This window comes from Actinomycetospora succinea, from assembly GCF_004363095.1.
GTDB lineage: Bacteria > Actinomycetota > Actinomycetes > Mycobacteriales > Pseudonocardiaceae > Actinomycetospora > Actinomycetospora succinea.
Window position 1 is genome coordinate 148818 of the sequence record NZ_SNYO01000009.1, and the last position, 14555, is coordinate 163372.

The window sequence follows — 14555 nt, forward strand, 5'->3', positions numbered from 1 at the left end:
CCCGATCTCGCCTCACCTGGCGCACGCTCTTCGGGCACGGACGGCGCAGCGTCGTGCACCCGGCGTGGCACAGCTTACGGGCGGCCCAGGGCCGAAGGTCGCAACGAGCGCGACCCGGAAGTGGCCTTCGGATGAACGTCGCGCCGATCGGGTGGGGTTCCCGAGCCGCCGCTGCCGGAGCCCGGCCCCCCGGGCCCGGCGGCCCGCGACGCGAGCGTGTGCAGCAGGCGCCCCGCCGGCCGCCACGAGGCGATCCGCAGGGCCCCGCTGCGCAGCGCGGCGATGATCCGGTTGCCGGGCAGGAAGAAGTGCCGTGACCGGCGGGCCGCGCTGCCGGCCGCGAGCGCGGCGGGGCGGTGCGCCGCCTCCCACCGCGCGAGGCCCGCCTCGAGGTCGTCCGGGTGCGCGGCGACGTGGGAGCCGAGCGTCTCCCCGCCGACGAGCGCGAGCGCCGAACCCTGCCCCGAGTAGAGCGTGGGGCACCACGCCGCGTCCCCGACGAGCACGACCCGGCCGCGGCGCCACGACCCCAGACGGATCTGCGCGACGGTGTCGACGTGGGTGGTGCCGGCCTCCTCGACGCCGTCGAGGATCTCCGGCATCAGCCCGGCGAAGTCGCCGTAGACGTGCCGCAGGGCGCCCACCGGGTCGGCGGCGGCGGTCTGCGCGGCGTCGCGGCCGTCGCGGCCCAGGAGGTCGGCGCGGAACGTGAAGAACACGACCGGCGCGTGCTCCGCGACGGCCATGAGGTGCGCCGTGCGCCCGACCTCGGCGGGCACGACGTAGTCGCCCTCGCGCAGCCCGCCGGGCAGGCGGGGCAGCACCGCGGAGACCACGACGTGGTCGAACTCGTGGCGGAACTCCGACTCCGGGCCGAACACCATCCCCCGCACCGCCGAGCGCACGCCGTCGGCGCCGACGACGAGGTCGAACCGCTCCGACGTCGACCCGCCCGGTCCGTCGAGGACGGCGTCCACGGCGTCACGGCGCAGGTCGAGCCGGCGGGGCACGGTCGCGAACCGCACCGCGACCTCGTCCGGACGGGCTGCCCACAAGGCGGCCTCGAGGTCGCCGCGGACCAGGGCGAGCGCGTCCGGGTCCTCGGCGAGGGAGGCCTCGACACGGGAGACCGTGCGGCCCCGCCCGTCGACGCCGGTGATGATCCCGTCGGCGGGCAGGCGAGTGCGCAGCGCGTGCGAGACGCCGAGACGGTCGGCGGCGGCCAGACCCTCGGGCGCGAGCCGGACGAAGTACCCGCCGGTGCGGCGCGCGCCGGCCCGTTCGCACACGACGACCGACCACCCGGCCCGGTGCAGCGAGGTGGCGGCGGCGAGGCCGGCGACCCCGGCGCCGACGACGAGCGCGCGGGGCTGTCCGTTACGCCCGGTGCGCTCCACGATCTCCAGAGTAGGCGCCGGGGGGTGGGCGGACCGTCGTGCGGGGCGTGGGCTGCCTCTCGTCCGGCGCCTCCCCCGGGCAACAGGACGGCCCCGCCACCTCGACGAGGTGACGGGGCCGGTGGTGGCGGAGCGTCAGGCGCGGGCCGGGTCGACCCGGCGGAAGTGCGCGCACTCGCACTGGGCGCAGTGGTCGCCGAGGTAGTAGTGCTCGTGCGACTCGCGCGGGTGCTTGCAGGAACAGAGGTCCACGAGCGGGACCCGGGCCAGCGACGGCGGCATCGGGCTGCGCAGGAGGAGGGGACGGTGGGACCGACGGTGGTCGATGAGCTTCATGTGGAGGAGGTCCGTTGAGGTGGAGGGGTCGGCAGGGGCTGTCGAAGAGCGGTCGTGGGCACTTCGGGCCCGCCCGCACGGTGGGTGCGAGCGGACGGCACGGGGGGAGCGGTTTGCTCTCCTCGGGCCGCGACGAGCTCTCGCCGAACCCGTGACAGTTCGCGTCGGGCCCGCTCGAGCTCGTCGTGGGCCTGATCGCGCTCGCGCGTGACCAGGGCCACCTCGTCCTGCAGCGTCACGACCATCGCGGCCGCGGTGAGGGTGAGGCCCTCGTCGAAGAGCTCGCGGATCCGGGCGGCGAGGGCCAGTTGCCGGCGCGTCCAGCGCCGATGTCCGCCCACGGAGCGCTCCGGGCGAACCATCCGACCCGCGTCGAGACTCCGGAGGAACGCCGGTCGAACCCCGAGGAACTCCGCCGCCTGACCAGTGGTCAGCGCGGGGGTGTCCTCCTCGTCGAGGCTCTCGGCGCCCACGGCTTCCGTCGCGTCCTTGCGTTCGTGCTCTGCGCAGTCCGACCCACCATGAGCAGGGCGGACGTCCCGAAGTTCTACTCGGGACTGCAAATTCTGTCAATGCTCCGACGGGTCGTGCGCAACGCGTCACCGAAGAAGGTGAGCCCAGAGCGACCGGGCGACGACGGCTGGTCGTCGATCACCCTTCGATCACTCGAATTCGGGAATCCGGTACGTCGTTGTGCCCCGATCCGGGTATGAGAGGTGGAAGGATGTGATCGTCGACGGTGTGCGAGGGGGGTGACGAGCCGATGACCGACGTCCGGCCGTCCACGCCCGCCTCCGGCGCCTCCCCCGACCCCGACCCCGGCCCGCTGCCCGACCGTTTGGGTGAGCGCTTCGAGCTCGGCGAGCTCCTCGGCCGGGGCACGTGCTCCGAGGTCTACCGCGCCCACGACCTCCTCCTCGACCGCGAGGCGGCCGTCAAGATCTTCCCCGTCACCGACGACCCGCGCATCGAGCGCGAGGTCCGGCTGACGGCCTCGATGGACCACCCGAGCCTCGTGCCGGTCTACGACGTCGGCCACGACGCCGGTCGGGCGTTCGTCGTCATGGCACTGCTCGAGGGCGGCAGCCTGGCCGACCGGCTCGCCGGCGGTCCGCTCGGCGTGCGCGAGACGCTGCTCGCGGTCGCCTCCGTCGCCGACGGCCTGAGCCACGTCCACCGGGCCGGCGTCCTGCACCGCGACGTCACCCCGCGCAACGTCCTCTTCGACGGCGACGGGCGCGCGCACCTCTCCGACTTCGGCGTCGCCTTCGTCGCCGACGCCCCGCGGATCACCGACACGGGCATCGTCGTCGGGTCCGCGCCCTACCTCGCGCCCGAGCAGGTGCGGGGCGAGTCGGTCGGCGCGCCCGCCGACGTCTACGCGCTCGGCCTCGTGATGATCGAGGCGCTGACGGCCCGCCCCGCCTACGAGGGCGCCCCGCTGGCCGCCGCCCGGGCCCGGCTCGAGCGCCGCCCCGACATGCCGCCGGGTCTCGAGATCGAGGTGCTCGCGCTCCTCGAGGCGATGACCGCGGACGACCCGGCCCACCGGCCCACCGCCGAGAACGTCTGCCTCGGCCTGCGCCGCGCCGCGCTCGCCGCGGAGGCGCCGACGCCGCCGTACGCGATGGCCCCCGTCGCCGGCGCGGGCACCCCGGACGCGACCACGGAGAACCTGCGCCCCGTCGCGGCCGCGACCACGGCGCTCGGCGCGGTCGCGGGCCCCGCCTCCGGGGAGACGCCGGGCCTCGCCGAGGTCCCGGAGCGCCGGCGCCGCCGGCTCGCCGACGCCGGCGGCTTCATGGTCGCCGCGTCCGTCGCGGCCGCGGTCCTGCTCGCGGGTGGCGTCGTCGTCGCCTCGGCGTGGACGGTCGACCGCGTCAACACCGCCACCCCACCGGCGGCCACCGTGCCGCCCCCGACCGCCGAGGTCGTCGCCGACCCGGGCGGCGGCTCGTCCGGGGGCGGCGGGCACTCGTCGTCGTCCCGCGACGAGGACGACGGGGACGGTGACGACGGCGGGCAGCGCCGGGCCACCGACGACGGCTCCGAGCGCCAGGCGGCGGCGCTGGTCCGCGAGCCGTCCACCGCGGCGGTCACCGACGGCGGGTCCGCGTCGACCACGACGCGGCAGCCGAGCAGCACCACCACGCCCTCGCCGACCACCACCGCGCCGACCTCGACCACGCCGACCTCGACCACGCCGACCTCGACCACGACGTCCGAGACGCCCTCGTCGACGCGGCCCACGTCCACCACCCAGCGGCCGGCGCTGGTCCCCGGCCTGCCGACGGTCACGGTGCCCGGGCTGCCGCACGGGACGGCGACGATCACGCCGTCGACGCCGCAGCAGACGACCCAGCAGACGACCCAGCCGACGACCACGTCGGCCCCCGGATCGACGACCGAGGCGACCTCGGAGGCCGGCGAGACCACCGAGACCACCGAGTCCGCCACGCACTCGGCGACGTCCCACACGGCGTCGTCGTCGGCGGCAGCCGACCGGACCACGACCACCACCACGACCGCGCCGAAGAAGAAGACGGTGCTGGACCCGGCGGTCGAGGCGCTCGGCGGGTTGATCCGCTGATTCGGTCTCAGCCGGAAGCGAGCGACCGCACGTCCAGGCGCTGGAGGACGCGGTCGACGATCTCGGGGTCGACGCCGGCCTCGGAGCGCGCGGCGAGCACCTCGCGGCGCGCGGCGGCCAGGGCGAGCGACTGGACGCGCATCCACTGGTCGCGGCGGCGGCGCAGGGTCTCGAGGCGCTGCTCGTAGTCGGCGCGGTCGGCGGCGTCGTCGCCGGGCGCCTCGCCCGTGCCGCCCTCCCCCACGCCGAGGCGCGCGAAGCGGGCGCGCAGCTCGCCGAGCACCTCCTCCCCCACGGTGTCGTCGACCCCGAGCGCCTCGCGGTCCAGCGCGGCGAGCTCGGTGAGCGCGGCCTGGCGCGCCCGCACCACGAGCCGGCGCTCGGCCGCGCGCCCGACCTCCTCGCTCTCGCGCACCCCGAGCACGCGCAGCAGCACCGGCAGCGTGAGCCCCGGCAGCACGAGCGTGGCCACGAGCACCCCGGCCGCGATGATCACGAGCTCGGTGCGGAACGGGAAGGGCGAGCCGTCGTCGGTGACGCGCGGCAGGGCCAGCGCCAGGGCCAGCGTCGCGAGCCCCCGCATCCCCGACCACGTCAGCACCGCGGCCTCGGCGACCGTGCGTGGCGCGGTGCCCGGCGGCGACCCGCGGCGGCGCACCGACACCAGCGCGCCGAGCATCCACACCGCGCGCACGGCGATCACGACGACGGCGACGACCGCCGCGTCGGCGACCATCCGGCCCAGCTGGTCCCCCGCGTCCTCGATGACCGCGCGCAGCTCGAGCCCGATCAGCGCGAAGGCGGCCGCGGTCACGAGCATCTCGACGACGTTCCAGAAGGCGCTGCCGGTGAGGCGCTGCTCGACGTCGTCGGCGTCGGCGCGCTGGCGCATCTGCAGCGCGGCCACGACGACCGCGATGACGCCGGAGGCCTCGACGGCGTCGGCGGCGAGGTAGACCGCGAACGGCAGGACGAGCGTCAGCGCGCTGGGCGCGACGGGGTCGGTGAGACGGTCGGCCAGCTGCCCCGCGAGCCAGGCGGCGGCGAGCCCGACCCCCACCGCGCCGACGGCCGACCACACGAGCAGCAGACCGGTCTCGGCGCCCGGCTGCTCCCCGGCCACCGTCGCCGCGATCGCCGCCTGGAACACGACGAGCGCGGTCGCGTCGTTGAACAGGCCCTCGCTCTGCAGCACGCCGACCAGCCGGCGCGGCATCCGCAGCGGCCCGGCGACCGCCTCGACGGCCACCGGGTCGGGCGGGGCGACGGCGGCCCCGACGGCGAGGGCGGACCCGAGCGCGATGCCGGGGATCAGCCACGTGACGGTCGCGCCGACCGCCGCGACGGTGACCGCGACGAGCAGTACGGCGAGGAACAGCACGGCGCGCCACCGCGCGCGGAACACCGACCACGACGCCCGCTGCGCCGTCGCGAACAGCAGCGGCGGCAGGAACAGCGGCAGGATCAGCTCGGGGTCGAGGTCCGGGGCGTCGATCCCGGGCACGAACGCAGCGGCCGTCCCGACGAGCACGAGCAGCACCGGCCACGGCAGGCGCAGACGGTCGCCGACCCCGACGAGGACGACGCCGACGAACAGGGCGGCGACCACGAGCGCCAGGACCGTCATGATCGGACCCTAGGCGCGGGAACGGCAGGGCAGCGCGACGGAGGAGCGCTGTCGGGCCGTCTCCTCGTCGCCGGGAAGGGCCCCGGGCGGCCCGGGATGTCCCGGCCCGGGGCGGCCCGGCAAGCTGTGCGTCGTGGCGGGATTCCGGGATGTCGTGGGGCGGGCACTGCAGGCGGGGCTGGACCTGCTGAACAAGCAGGTGGACGGCCAGCAGCAGCGGGGCAGGCCGTCGGGTGGCGGACCGCGCCCGTCGGGCGGCGGTGGTCCCGTGCGCACGGCGCCCGCCAACGAGCGGGCGCGCACGATCTCCTACGCGCCCGACCTCGACGGCGCCGCCGACCCCGGCGAGATCGTGTGGACCTGGGTCCCCTACGAGGAGGACGCCTCGCAGGGCAAGGACCGCCCCGTGCTCGTCGTCTCCCGGGGCGGTGACGGCGACCTGCTCGGCCTGATGCTCTCCAGCCAGGAGCACCGCCGCGACGACGAGAACTGGGTCCCGGTCGGCTCGGGGCCGTGGGACCGGGAGGGCCGCGACTCGTTCGTCCGCCTCGACCGCGTGCTGGAGATCGAGGAGCACGGCATCCGCCGGGAGGGCGCCGTCATGCCCGCCGACCGGTTCGAGCGGGTCGCGGCCGAGCTGCGCAGCGGTTACGGCTGGAACTGACCTCCCCGCGCCCCTCCACCCGTTCGCAGGAACGGCTACCCTCCTGCGCACCGGCCCGGTCCCTCCGGGCCGCCGGTGGAGGGGGGTACGGGTGATCACGCCGCCGTCCCGCTCGTCCGTCCGGCGACCGGGCCCCGTCGCCATCCACCCGCTGGGCGAAACGCCCGTCCCGGCCCACCGCGTCGTCCCGGCCCACCCGGGCACGAGGGTGTAGGGAGTGCCCGTGCCGATCGAGCCCGCGTCCGCGTCCCCCGCGTCGTCCCCGTCCTTCGCGGGTGCCGAGCACGCCGAGGAGGTCCTCGACGCGCCCGAGGCGCCGCACGGACCCGTCGTGCTGGGTGCGGGCGTCACCGATCGCGGGCACCGCCGCCGGCGCAACGAGGACTCCTTCGCGCTGACCCGCGCGACGATGGCCGACGGCACCGCGGCCGTCGTCGCCGTCGTGTGCGACGGGGTCGCGTCCGTCCCGGGCGGCGACACCGCGTCGCGCACCGGCTGCGACGTCGCCGTCGCGGCCGGCCACGAGGCGCTGACCTCGGGCCAGGACCTCGACGACGCCGCCGCAACCGCCGCCGAGGCGGCCCGCAAGGCGGTCTCCGCGCTGGCGCCGGGCCAGGGCCAGTCGCCGGCGTGCACCTACGTCGCGGCCGTCCTCGACGCCGGCCGCGCGGTGGTCAGCTGGGCGGGCGACAGCCGGGCGTACTGGCTGTGCCCCGGCGCGCCCGAGGAGTCCGCGGTGCTCACCGAGGACGACTCGTGGGCCGCCGAGATGGTCGCGGCCGGCATCGTCGGCGCCGACGACGCACTGTCCGACCCGCGCGCCCACGTGATCACCCGCTGGCTCGCCGCCGACGCCCCCGACGTGGTGGCGCGCCACCGCACCTGGGAGCTCGACGAGCACGGCGTCCTGCTCCTGTGCAGCGACGGCGTGTGGAACCACCTGCCCGACCCGGCGGTGCTCGCCGCGGTGCTGGAAGGCGTCCCGACCGACGCCGAGGGCGTGCACGCGGGGGTGTGCGCGCTCGTCGACGCGGCGCTCGACGACGGCGGCCACGACAACGCCACCGCGATCCTGCTCGCGCTCGCGCCCTCGGGCTGACGCCTCACAGCGGCGTGCGCGCCGCTAGGTGGGCCGGGGTCATCGCCAGGGCGATCATGACCTCACTGGCGTCGGCGTAGGGCCGGTCGGGGATCTGCTCGAGCTTCGTCCGCGTGCGCGTGTCGGCGCCGTAGTCGTCGGCGATGGCGAGGATCTGCCACCGCCGCAGCGGGAAGCGCTCCTCGTCGAGGACCGCGCGGAAACCGGGCACGCCCTCCACGGGTACCGGGCCGCCGTCCGGGCGACAACGTGAGGGGTCCGACAGAGACGATCTACGCGACGGGTAACGGGCGTGTCCCGTGGAGCAGCGCGCCGGTCAGCCGGGCCCGCGGGTCGGCGGCGACGTCGAGGGGGTCGGGCTCGACGTCGGCGCGGACGAGCAGGTCACCGAGGGCGGCGATCATCGCTCCGTTGTCGGTGCACAGGCGGATCGGCGGGACGCGCAGGGTGAGGCCGGCGGCGGCGCAGCGCTCCTCCATGAGCGAGCGCACCCGGGAGTTCGCGGCGACGCCGCCGACCATCAGCAGCGTGTCGGCGCCCTGGTCGGCGCAGGCGGCGACCGCCTTGCGGGCGAGGGTGTCGGCGACGGCCTCCTGGAACGAGGCGGCGACGTCGGGCACCGGGAGCGGGCCGTCCTGCGCCTCCACCCAGCGGGCCACCGCCGTCTTGAGCCCCGAGAACGAGAACGTCCACGGGGGGTCGGACGGCCCGGTCAGCGGGCGCGGGAACGCGATGGCGCGCGGGTCGCCCTCGCGCGCGGCGCGGTCGATCGCCGGGCCGCCCGGGTAGGGCAGGCCGATCAGGCGCGCGACCTTGTCGAACGCCTCGCCGCCCGCGTCGTCGACGGTGTCGCCGAGGTGCACGACCTCGTCGCGGGCCAGGTCGCCGACGCTCAGCAGCGAGGTGTGGCCGCCCGAGACGATGAGGGCGACGCAACGCTCGGGCAGCGGGCCGTGGTCGAGGACGTCGACGGCGGCGTGCCCGGCGAGGTGGTGCACGGCGTAGAGCGGGACGCCGGCGGCCAGCGCGTACGCCTTGCCGGCGGCGAGGCCGACCTGCAGCGCCGGGCTCAGGCCGGGGCCCGCGGTGACGGCGACCGCGGTGACGTCGGCGAGGTCGACCTCGGCGCGCCGCAGGGCGGTGCGCACCATCGGCGCCATGGCCTCGAGGTGGGCGCGCGCCGCGACCTCGGGCACCACGCCGCCGAAGCGCGCGTGCTCGTCCATGCTCGACGCCAGCGCGTCGCCGAGCAGGCGCCCCTCGGAGACGAGACCGACACCGGTCTCGTCGCAGGACGTCTCGATGCCGAGGACCAGGGGCGTGCTCACGGCGTCGATTGTCCTCTCACCACGCGGCGACCCGTCGGTGGCCGGCACCACGACGGAACCCGGCGACGGGAGCCCCTCGCCCGTCTGTCCGACCGAAGGTGCCCTCGGATCAGATCCGGGCGGGTCGCGGACGGTCCCGGCGAACGGGCGAGGGGTGCCCCTCGCCCGTCTACTCGAGCGAAGGTGCCCTTCGCTCAAGACCCCGGGCCGCGCTCTACGCCGGCACCAGCCGGCGCCGCGTGCGGTCGGGGTCGGCGCGGTACCAGGCCAGCGTCTCGGCGATGCCGTCGTCCCAGTCCGTCGCGCGGGTGGAGAAGACCGCGCGGAAGGCGGAGTCGTCGACGAGGAACGGCTGCTCGAACTGGTAGAGCAGCTCCGCGCCCTCCCGGGCGACCGGCGAGACGAGGCGCAGCGCCGCGACCATCGCCGGGGTGATCCGCCCGACTCGCGGCGGGTGGCCGGCGGCGGCGAAGACGCGCTCGACGAAGGCGCGGCCGGTGGTCGGCGGCGGCACCGGGGTGTGCCAGACGCGGCCCGTGGCGCTCGCCGGCGCGAGGGCCAGCTCGACGAGGGCGGCGCCGACGTCCGGGGTGAAGGCGGCGGTCATCGGCAGGTCGGGATCGCCGGGCCACCGGGCCGTGCGGCCCTGCGCGGCGCTCGCCAAGACGCCGCCGGCGAGCAGCGACTCCACCCCCGGGCCCCAGAGCTCCGGCGCACGGCCGATCACGGTCTCGACGTCCCCGCGGGCGTGGGCGGCGAGCACCATCTCGGCGAGCCAGGCCCGCAGCACGCCCTTGCCCGAGACCGGCGCGACGGGCGTGTCCTCGCGCATCGGGGCGTCGACGCGCCCGTACATCCACGTGTCGTCGGCGAAGACCAGCCGGGCGCCGGCCGCACCGGCGGCGTCGAGCAGGGCGCGCGTGGCCGCCGGGAACGCCGCGCGCCACGAGGCGAACGGCGGGTTCACGCAGTGGTACACGACGGCGGCGTCGCGACAGACCGCGCGCATCGCCGGCGGATCGGTGGCGTCGGCGGCGATCGCCTCGGCGCCGGTCACCGGCGTGCCGGAGCGGGTCACCGCGCGGACGGGCAGGCCGCGGCGGACGAGCTCGGCGCACACGGCGCGGCCGATGCCGCCCGACGCGCCGACGACGACGTGGGTGCTGGTCATGCCATCTCCTTGGTGGGGGTGTCCGGGGTACCGAGCAGGTGGTCGAGCGCCCTCGCCGACGCGGCGGCGGGCAGGGCGGCGACGAGGGCGTTGCGCAGGGCGACCGCGATCGGGGAGCGCCAGGCCGCGACGTCGCCGGCGCTGCGCGAGCGGCGGGCGACGGCCTCGGCGACGGGGCGGCGGCGCCGTTCGTAGGCGGCGAGCGACGCGGGGTCGGCCGTGGCCTCGTCGGCGAGGACGACCGCGTCGAGGAACGCCTGGGCGGCGCCCTGGCCGAGGTTCGGGGTCATCGCGTGGGCGGCGTCGCCGAGCAGCGCGACCCGGCCGTGGTGCCAGGACGACGGCGGGCGCAGGTCCTCGAGCCGGTGGACGAGGACCGGCCCGTCGACGGCGTCGAGCACCGCGGGGATCGGGTCGTGCCAGCCCGCGAGCCGCGCGCGAAGCCAGGGCAGACCGGCGTCAACCGGCACCTCAGCCGTGGGGACCATCGCGTACAGGTAGGTGCGATCGCCGGGCAGCGGGGCGAGCCCGACGAGGTCGCCGCGCCCCCAGCTCTCCCCGCCGGCGTCGAGCCGGTGGTCCGCGACGAGCCGGAACGCGGTGTGCCCGGTGTCCCGCGCCGTCGCCTCCGGCCAGATCGCGGCCCGGACCGCGCTGCGCACCCCGTCGGCGGCGACGACCAGCTCGGCCTCGTGCCGTCCGCCGGCGTCGTCGTGCACTACGGCCGGGTGGTCCGCGTCGCCGGGCTCGACGGCGCGGACGCCGACGCCCTCGCGCAGGTCGGGGGCCGCGGCGCGCAGCAGGGCGTGCAGGTCGGGGCGCGCCAGCACGACGACCCCGTCGCCCTGGCGTCGCCGCAGGTCCGCGGCATCGGTGCGGGAGAGCCAGCGCCCCGACGACGTGCGGATGCCGCCGTGGATCTCGACGGTGCCGAGCTCGCGGGCCCGCGTCCCGAGCCCGAGGACGTCGAGCGCCCGCAGCGCGTTCGGCCACAGCGCGATGCCCGCCCCGGCCTCGGCGGCGTGCTCCCGCCGCTCCAGGACCGTGACGTCCCATCCGCGCCGGCGCAGCGCGATCGCGCTCGCCAGACCACCGAGCCCGGCACCGACCACGACCGCCCGTGCCATCACCCACGCTCCTCTACGTCTGTAGTAACGGGTACTCTACGGCTGTAGAGGAACCGGGGGAAGGGGCTGCTCGTGGACCGTCGGGACGTCCTCGCCGACGCGGCGACCACCGTGCTCGCGCAGGCCGGCAGCCGCGGCCTGACGCACCGCGCCGTCGACGCCGCCGCCGGGCTCGCGGAGGGCACGAGCTCGTACTACTTCCGCACCCGCTCGGCGCTCCTGCAGGCCTGCGTGGAACGGATGGCCGCGCGCACGCTCGAGGAGATGGCGAGCGGCACCCCGGCGATCAGGTCCGTCGACGCCCTCGTCGAGGCGTGCGTCGCGATCGTCGGGCGCTGGGTGGCGAAGGACCACGAACGGCTGCTCGCGCGCTGGGAGCTCGCGCTGGAGTCGACCCGGCGCCCGGAGCTCGAGACCGCGCTGCGCACCACGGGGGCGCTGATCCGCGAGCGGGTCGCGGACACCCTTGCCGGGCTCGGCATCGCCGAGCCGCGGCGCCGGGCCGACGACCTCGTCGCCTGCCTCGACGGCCTCGCCTTCGACCAGCTCGCGGGCGCCGGACGGCCCCCGCGCGACGACGCCGGCCTCCGGGCCTCGATCACCGACGTCGTCCGGGGCTTCACCGCCTGACGCGCTCCCGCGGCAGCGCCACCAGCACGGCGATCGCCAGCACGATCTCGAGCGCGAACGCGGCCTGCTGGCCGATCGCGTCCACGAGCGGGAAGTGCTCGAGGTGGAACGTGTGGAACACCGCGTGCGGCACCGCGAACACCAGGAACGACACGATCACCGCGATGACCAGCCGGCGCTCCGGCCACCACACGGCGAACGCGAGGGCGACGCCGAGCGCGAGCGTGCCGGCGCCGTGGTCGCGCACGAGGTGCTCGTTGTACGGCGGGAGCAGGGCGACCCAGGGCGTGCCGCCGTACGGAAAGACCTCGTAGAACGCCAGGGGCAGGAACAGCGCCCAGAGCCCGATGACGAACTGCATCGCCGCGAGGACGGCGAGGAGCACCCGGGCGATCACCGGGCCACCCCCGCGGCGAGGAACTGCTCGAAGGTGCCGACGCCCTCGGCGTGCTCGGGCGCGAGGTTCGCCCCCGCGCGGAAGCCCCGCGCGATCGCCCCGGGCAGGCGCAGCGGCACCACCGGGCGCCGTCGGCCGGTCACCTGCGCCCACGTCCGCGCGAGGTCGGCCATCGTGCGGACCTCGGGGCCGCCGAGGTCGGGCACGCGGCCCTGGGGCGGGCCGGCGGCGAGCGCGGCGAGGCGGGCGGCGACGTCCTCGACCGCGACCGGCTGGAAGGACGCCCCGGCGAGCACGGGGAGGACGCCGGCGCGGGCGGTGGTCGCGAAGAGGGTCGCGAGCAGGTCGTGGAACTGGGTGGCGCGCAGGATCGTCCACGGCACCCCGGAGTCGGCGACGACCTCCTCGCTGCGGACCTTCTCGCGGTAGTAGCCCAGCGGGATGCGGTCGGCGCCGACGATCGAGATGTGCACGAGGTGCCCGACCCCGGCGCGCCGTGCGGCCGCGACCACCCGCGCGGTGGACGCCGCGTCGCCCTTCGGCCGGCTCGCGAGGTGCAGCACCGTCGACGCCCCGGCCAGCGCGGCGTCGAGGCCCGCGCCGGTGTCCAGGTCGCCGACGGCCCGTCCCGGTCCGTCACGGCGGCTCAGGACGCGCGGCTCGTCGAGCATCGGCACGAGCGCGCGCCCCAGCGTGCCCGTCCCCCCGGTCATCAGCACGGTCATGACGTCCTCCCGGTCCTGTCCGGCGCCCCGGCGGCGCCCGTCAGGAAGGTCGACCGGACAGCCCCTCGGAACGTGACAGCTGCCCGGCGAGGAAGGCGAGCTTGTCGGGGTTTCGGAGGATCCGGACGGCTCGCACCTCTCCGTCCCCCTCGACGGTCAGGACACCGTCCAGCCGGCCGTCGAGGAAGGCGAGGACCGCCGGCGCGCCGTTGACCTCGGCCGCCGCGCCGGTGCCGTGCCATCGGCCCGGCCCGAGGATGCCGACGAGGAACCGCGCCACCGCCTCCCGGCCGTGGACCGGCCGCCGGGCGGCCTTGACCTTCCCGCCGCCGTCCGACCACACGGTGACGTCGGCGGCCAGCAGCGCCTCGAGGCCGGCGAGGTCGCCGTCGCGGGCGGCCGCCACGAAGCGGGCGAGCAGCGGGCCCACGTCGGCCGGGGTCGTCGACACCGTCGGGACGGCCGCGAGGTGCCGGCGCGCCCGTGTGTGCAGCTGGCGCGACCCGGCCTCGGTGACGTCGAGGACGGCCGCGACCTCGGCGTGGCTGTGGCCGAACGCCTCGCGCAGCACGTAGACGGCGCGCTCGGGCGGGGTGAGGCGCTCGAGCGTGGTGAGCAGGGCGAGCGAGACGGACTCGCGCTCCTCGAGCGTGGTGGCCGGGTCGTCCGTGAGGATCGGCTCGGGCAGCCACGGGCCGACGTAGGTCTCGCGGCGGGCGCGCGCGGAGTCGAGGCGGTTGAGGCAGAGCCGGGTGACGACGGTGGTCAGCCACGCGGCGGGGTTGTCGACGGTCTCCTCGTGGCCGGCCCACCGCAGCCAGGCGTCCTGGACGACGTCCTCGGCGTCGTGCGCGGAGCCGAGCATCCGGTAGGCGATGCCGAACAGGCGGGGGCGCTGCCCGTCGAAGACCGCGGTGGCCTGATCCACACGCCCATCCTGCCCGGGATCGCTTGCCTTCGACCGCACTCGAAGTCCTACGGTCGTTCCCGTGAGCGTGACGACGGACCGGCTGCGGGGCCTGATCGAGACGACCGAGGGCGAGCTGCCCTCGCTCACGGTCGAGCTGGTGCGCGACCTCGAGGTCCACGAGCAGATGTCCATCGCCGAGGTGGCGGAGCTGACCGGCCTGTCGGCCCACACGTTGCGCTACTACGAGCGCATCGGGCTGGTGGAGGTCCCGCGGGACGCCGCGGGCCGCCGCCTCTACGACCGCGAGGCCGTGGGCCGGGTCGTGTTCATCACCCGGCTGCGCGACTCGGACATGCCGATCGCCGCCATCGCCCGCTACGTCGAGCTCGTCAAGCAGGGGCCGGGCACCGAGCCCGAGCGCCTGGCGCTCCTCGAGGCGCACCGCGACGACATCCTCAACCGCCTCCGGGATCTGCAGGGCGCGCTCGCGGTCGTCGACTACAAGATCACGACCTACGGCGGGTCCTGCGGGTCGTAGCGCCCGTCCCCTCCGC

Annotated in this window: 16 protein-coding genes; 5 read left to right on the forward strand and 11 right to left on the reverse strand. The window is 76.5% G+C overall.

Annotated features, from left to right (window positions below; translation table 11 throughout):
* Window positions 1–74 precede the first annotated feature (74 nt).
* The 3 genes from EV188_RS24780 to EV188_RS24790 all read right to left on the reverse strand — a co-directional run bounded on the left by EV188_RS24780 (window position 75) and on the right by EV188_RS24790 (window position 2206).
* A complete protein-coding gene (locus tag EV188_RS24780) occupies window positions 75–1397 on the reverse strand; it encodes an FAD-dependent monooxygenase (RefSeq protein ID WP_208114366.1) in 1323 nt (440 codons plus the stop codon).
* A gap of 135 nt (window positions 1398–1532) precedes the next feature.
* Window positions 1533–1733: a hypothetical protein gene (locus tag EV188_RS24785; RefSeq protein ID WP_133828993.1), complete on the reverse strand. Its 201-nt coding sequence runs from the start codon at window positions 1731–1733 to the stop codon at window positions 1533–1535.
* A complete protein-coding gene (locus EV188_RS24790; protein ID WP_133828994.1) occupies window positions 1730–2206 on the reverse strand; it encodes a helix-turn-helix domain-containing protein in 477 nt (158 codons plus the stop codon). Before EV188_RS24790 ends, EV188_RS24785 begins: the two co-directional genes overlap by 4 nt.
* Window positions 2207–2496: 290 nt before the next feature.
* On the opposite strand from EV188_RS24790, the gene EV188_RS24795 reads away from it, so the two are divergent.
* Complete coding sequence (locus EV188_RS24795) at window positions 2497–4323, forward strand: serine/threonine-protein kinase (protein ID WP_133828995.1); 1827 nt, start codon at window positions 2497–2499, stop codon at window positions 4321–4323.
* Window positions 4324–4330: 7 nt separating this feature from the next.
* Here the strand turns inward: EV188_RS24795 and EV188_RS24800 are convergent, their stop codons facing one another.
* Window positions 4331–5950: a Na+/H+ antiporter gene (locus EV188_RS24800; protein WP_133828996.1), complete on the reverse strand. Its 1620-nt coding sequence runs from the start codon at window positions 5948–5950 to the stop codon at window positions 4331–4333.
* A 133-nt stretch (window positions 5951–6083) separates the two neighbouring features.
* On the opposite strand from EV188_RS24800, the gene EV188_RS24805 reads away from it, so the two are divergent.
* Both EV188_RS24805 and EV188_RS24810 read left to right on the forward strand, forming a co-directional pair.
* Window positions 6084–6614, forward strand: coding sequence for a type II toxin-antitoxin system PemK/MazF family toxin (locus tag EV188_RS24805; protein WP_243741972.1), 531 nt, complete (start codon window positions 6084–6086; stop codon window positions 6612–6614).
* Between the two features lie 223 nt (window positions 6615–6837).
* Window positions 6838–7713: a PP2C family protein-serine/threonine phosphatase gene (locus EV188_RS24810; protein WP_166660054.1), complete on the forward strand. Its 876-nt coding sequence runs from the start codon at window positions 6838–6840 to the stop codon at window positions 7711–7713.
* A gap of 4 nt (window positions 7714–7717) precedes the next feature.
* Here EV188_RS24810 and EV188_RS24815 read toward each other — a convergent pair whose 3' ends face one another.
* The 4 genes from EV188_RS24815 to EV188_RS24830 all read right to left on the reverse strand — a co-directional run bounded on the left by EV188_RS24815 (window position 7718) and on the right by EV188_RS24830 (window position 11339).
* On the reverse strand, window positions 7718–7924 hold the full coding sequence (locus EV188_RS24815; protein ID WP_166660055.1) for a DUF2795 domain-containing protein: 207 nt from the start codon (window positions 7922–7924) through the stop codon (window positions 7718–7720).
* A gap of 61 nt (window positions 7925–7985) precedes the next feature.
* Window positions 7986–9041, reverse strand: coding sequence for a tRNA (adenosine(37)-N6)-threonylcarbamoyltransferase complex transferase subunit TsaD (tsaD, locus tag EV188_RS24820; RefSeq protein ID WP_133829000.1), 1056 nt, complete (start codon window positions 9039–9041; stop codon window positions 7986–7988).
* A gap of 214 nt (window positions 9042–9255) precedes the next feature.
* The gene (locus EV188_RS24825; protein WP_133829001.1) at window positions 9256–10212 is read right to left on the reverse strand and encodes an NAD-dependent epimerase/dehydratase family protein; all 957 of its coding nucleotides are present in this window, start codon (window positions 10210–10212) and stop codon (window positions 9256–9258) included.
* Complete coding sequence (locus tag EV188_RS24830; protein WP_133829002.1) at window positions 10209–11339, reverse strand: FAD-dependent monooxygenase; 1131 nt, start codon at window positions 11337–11339, stop codon at window positions 10209–10211. Before EV188_RS24830 ends, EV188_RS24825 begins: the two co-directional genes overlap by 4 nt.
* A gap of 72 nt (window positions 11340–11411) precedes the next feature.
* On the opposite strand from EV188_RS24830, the gene EV188_RS24835 reads away from it, so the two are divergent.
* Window positions 11412–11969, forward strand: coding sequence for a TetR/AcrR family transcriptional regulator (locus EV188_RS24835; protein WP_133829003.1), 558 nt, complete (start codon window positions 11412–11414; stop codon window positions 11967–11969).
* Here the strand turns inward: EV188_RS24835 and EV188_RS24840 are convergent.
* Genes EV188_RS24840 through sigJ form a run of 3 tightly spaced genes read right to left on the reverse strand, consistent with a single transcriptional unit; the run spans window position 11959 to window position 14019 of the window.
* Window positions 11959–12366: a hypothetical protein gene (locus tag EV188_RS24840; protein WP_133829004.1), complete on the reverse strand. Its 408-nt coding sequence runs from the start codon at window positions 12364–12366 to the stop codon at window positions 11959–11961. The genes EV188_RS24835 and EV188_RS24840 overlap by 11 nt on opposite strands.
* Complete coding sequence (locus EV188_RS24845; protein WP_133829005.1) at window positions 12363–13091, reverse strand: SDR family oxidoreductase; 729 nt, start codon at window positions 13089–13091, stop codon at window positions 12363–12365. Before EV188_RS24845 ends, EV188_RS24840 begins: the two co-directional genes overlap by 4 nt.
* Window positions 13092–13131: 40 nt before the next feature.
* Window positions 13132–14019, reverse strand: coding sequence for an RNA polymerase sigma factor SigJ (sigJ, locus tag EV188_RS24850; protein WP_243741973.1), 888 nt, complete (start codon window positions 14017–14019; stop codon window positions 13132–13134).
* A 61-nt stretch (window positions 14020–14080) separates the two neighbouring features.
* On the opposite strand from sigJ, the gene EV188_RS24855 reads away from it, so the two are divergent.
* Entirely contained in the window at window positions 14081–14539 is a 459-nt protein-coding gene (locus EV188_RS24855; RefSeq protein ID WP_243741974.1) for a MerR family transcriptional regulator, read from the forward strand.
* Window positions 14540–14555: the final 16 nt, after the last annotated feature.

Excerpts from the sequence above, each read along its gene's own strand:
- EV188_RS24825 (WP_133829001.1), bottom strand. The coding sequence starts at position 10,212 with ATGACCAGCACCCACGTCGTCGTCGGCGCGTCGGGCGGCATCGGCCGC.
- EV188_RS24785 (WP_133828993.1), bottom strand. The coding sequence starts at position 1,733 with ATGAAGCTCATCGACCACCGTCGGTCCCACCGTCCCCTCCTCCTGCGC.
- EV188_RS24795 (WP_133828995.1), top strand. The coding sequence starts at position 2,497 with ATGACCGACGTCCGGCCGTCCACGCCCGCCTCCGGCGCCTCCCCCGAC.
- EV188_RS24845 (WP_133829005.1), bottom strand. The coding sequence starts at position 13,091 with ATGACCGTGCTGATGACCGGGGGGACGGGCACGCTGGGGCGCGCGCTC.
- EV188_RS24800 (WP_133828996.1), bottom strand. The coding sequence starts at position 5,950 with ATGACGGTCCTGGCGCTCGTGGTCGCCGCCCTGTTCGTCGGCGTCGTC.
- EV188_RS24830 (WP_133829002.1), bottom strand. The coding sequence starts at position 11,339 with ATGGCACGGGCGGTCGTGGTCGGTGCCGGGCTCGGTGGTCTGGCGAGC.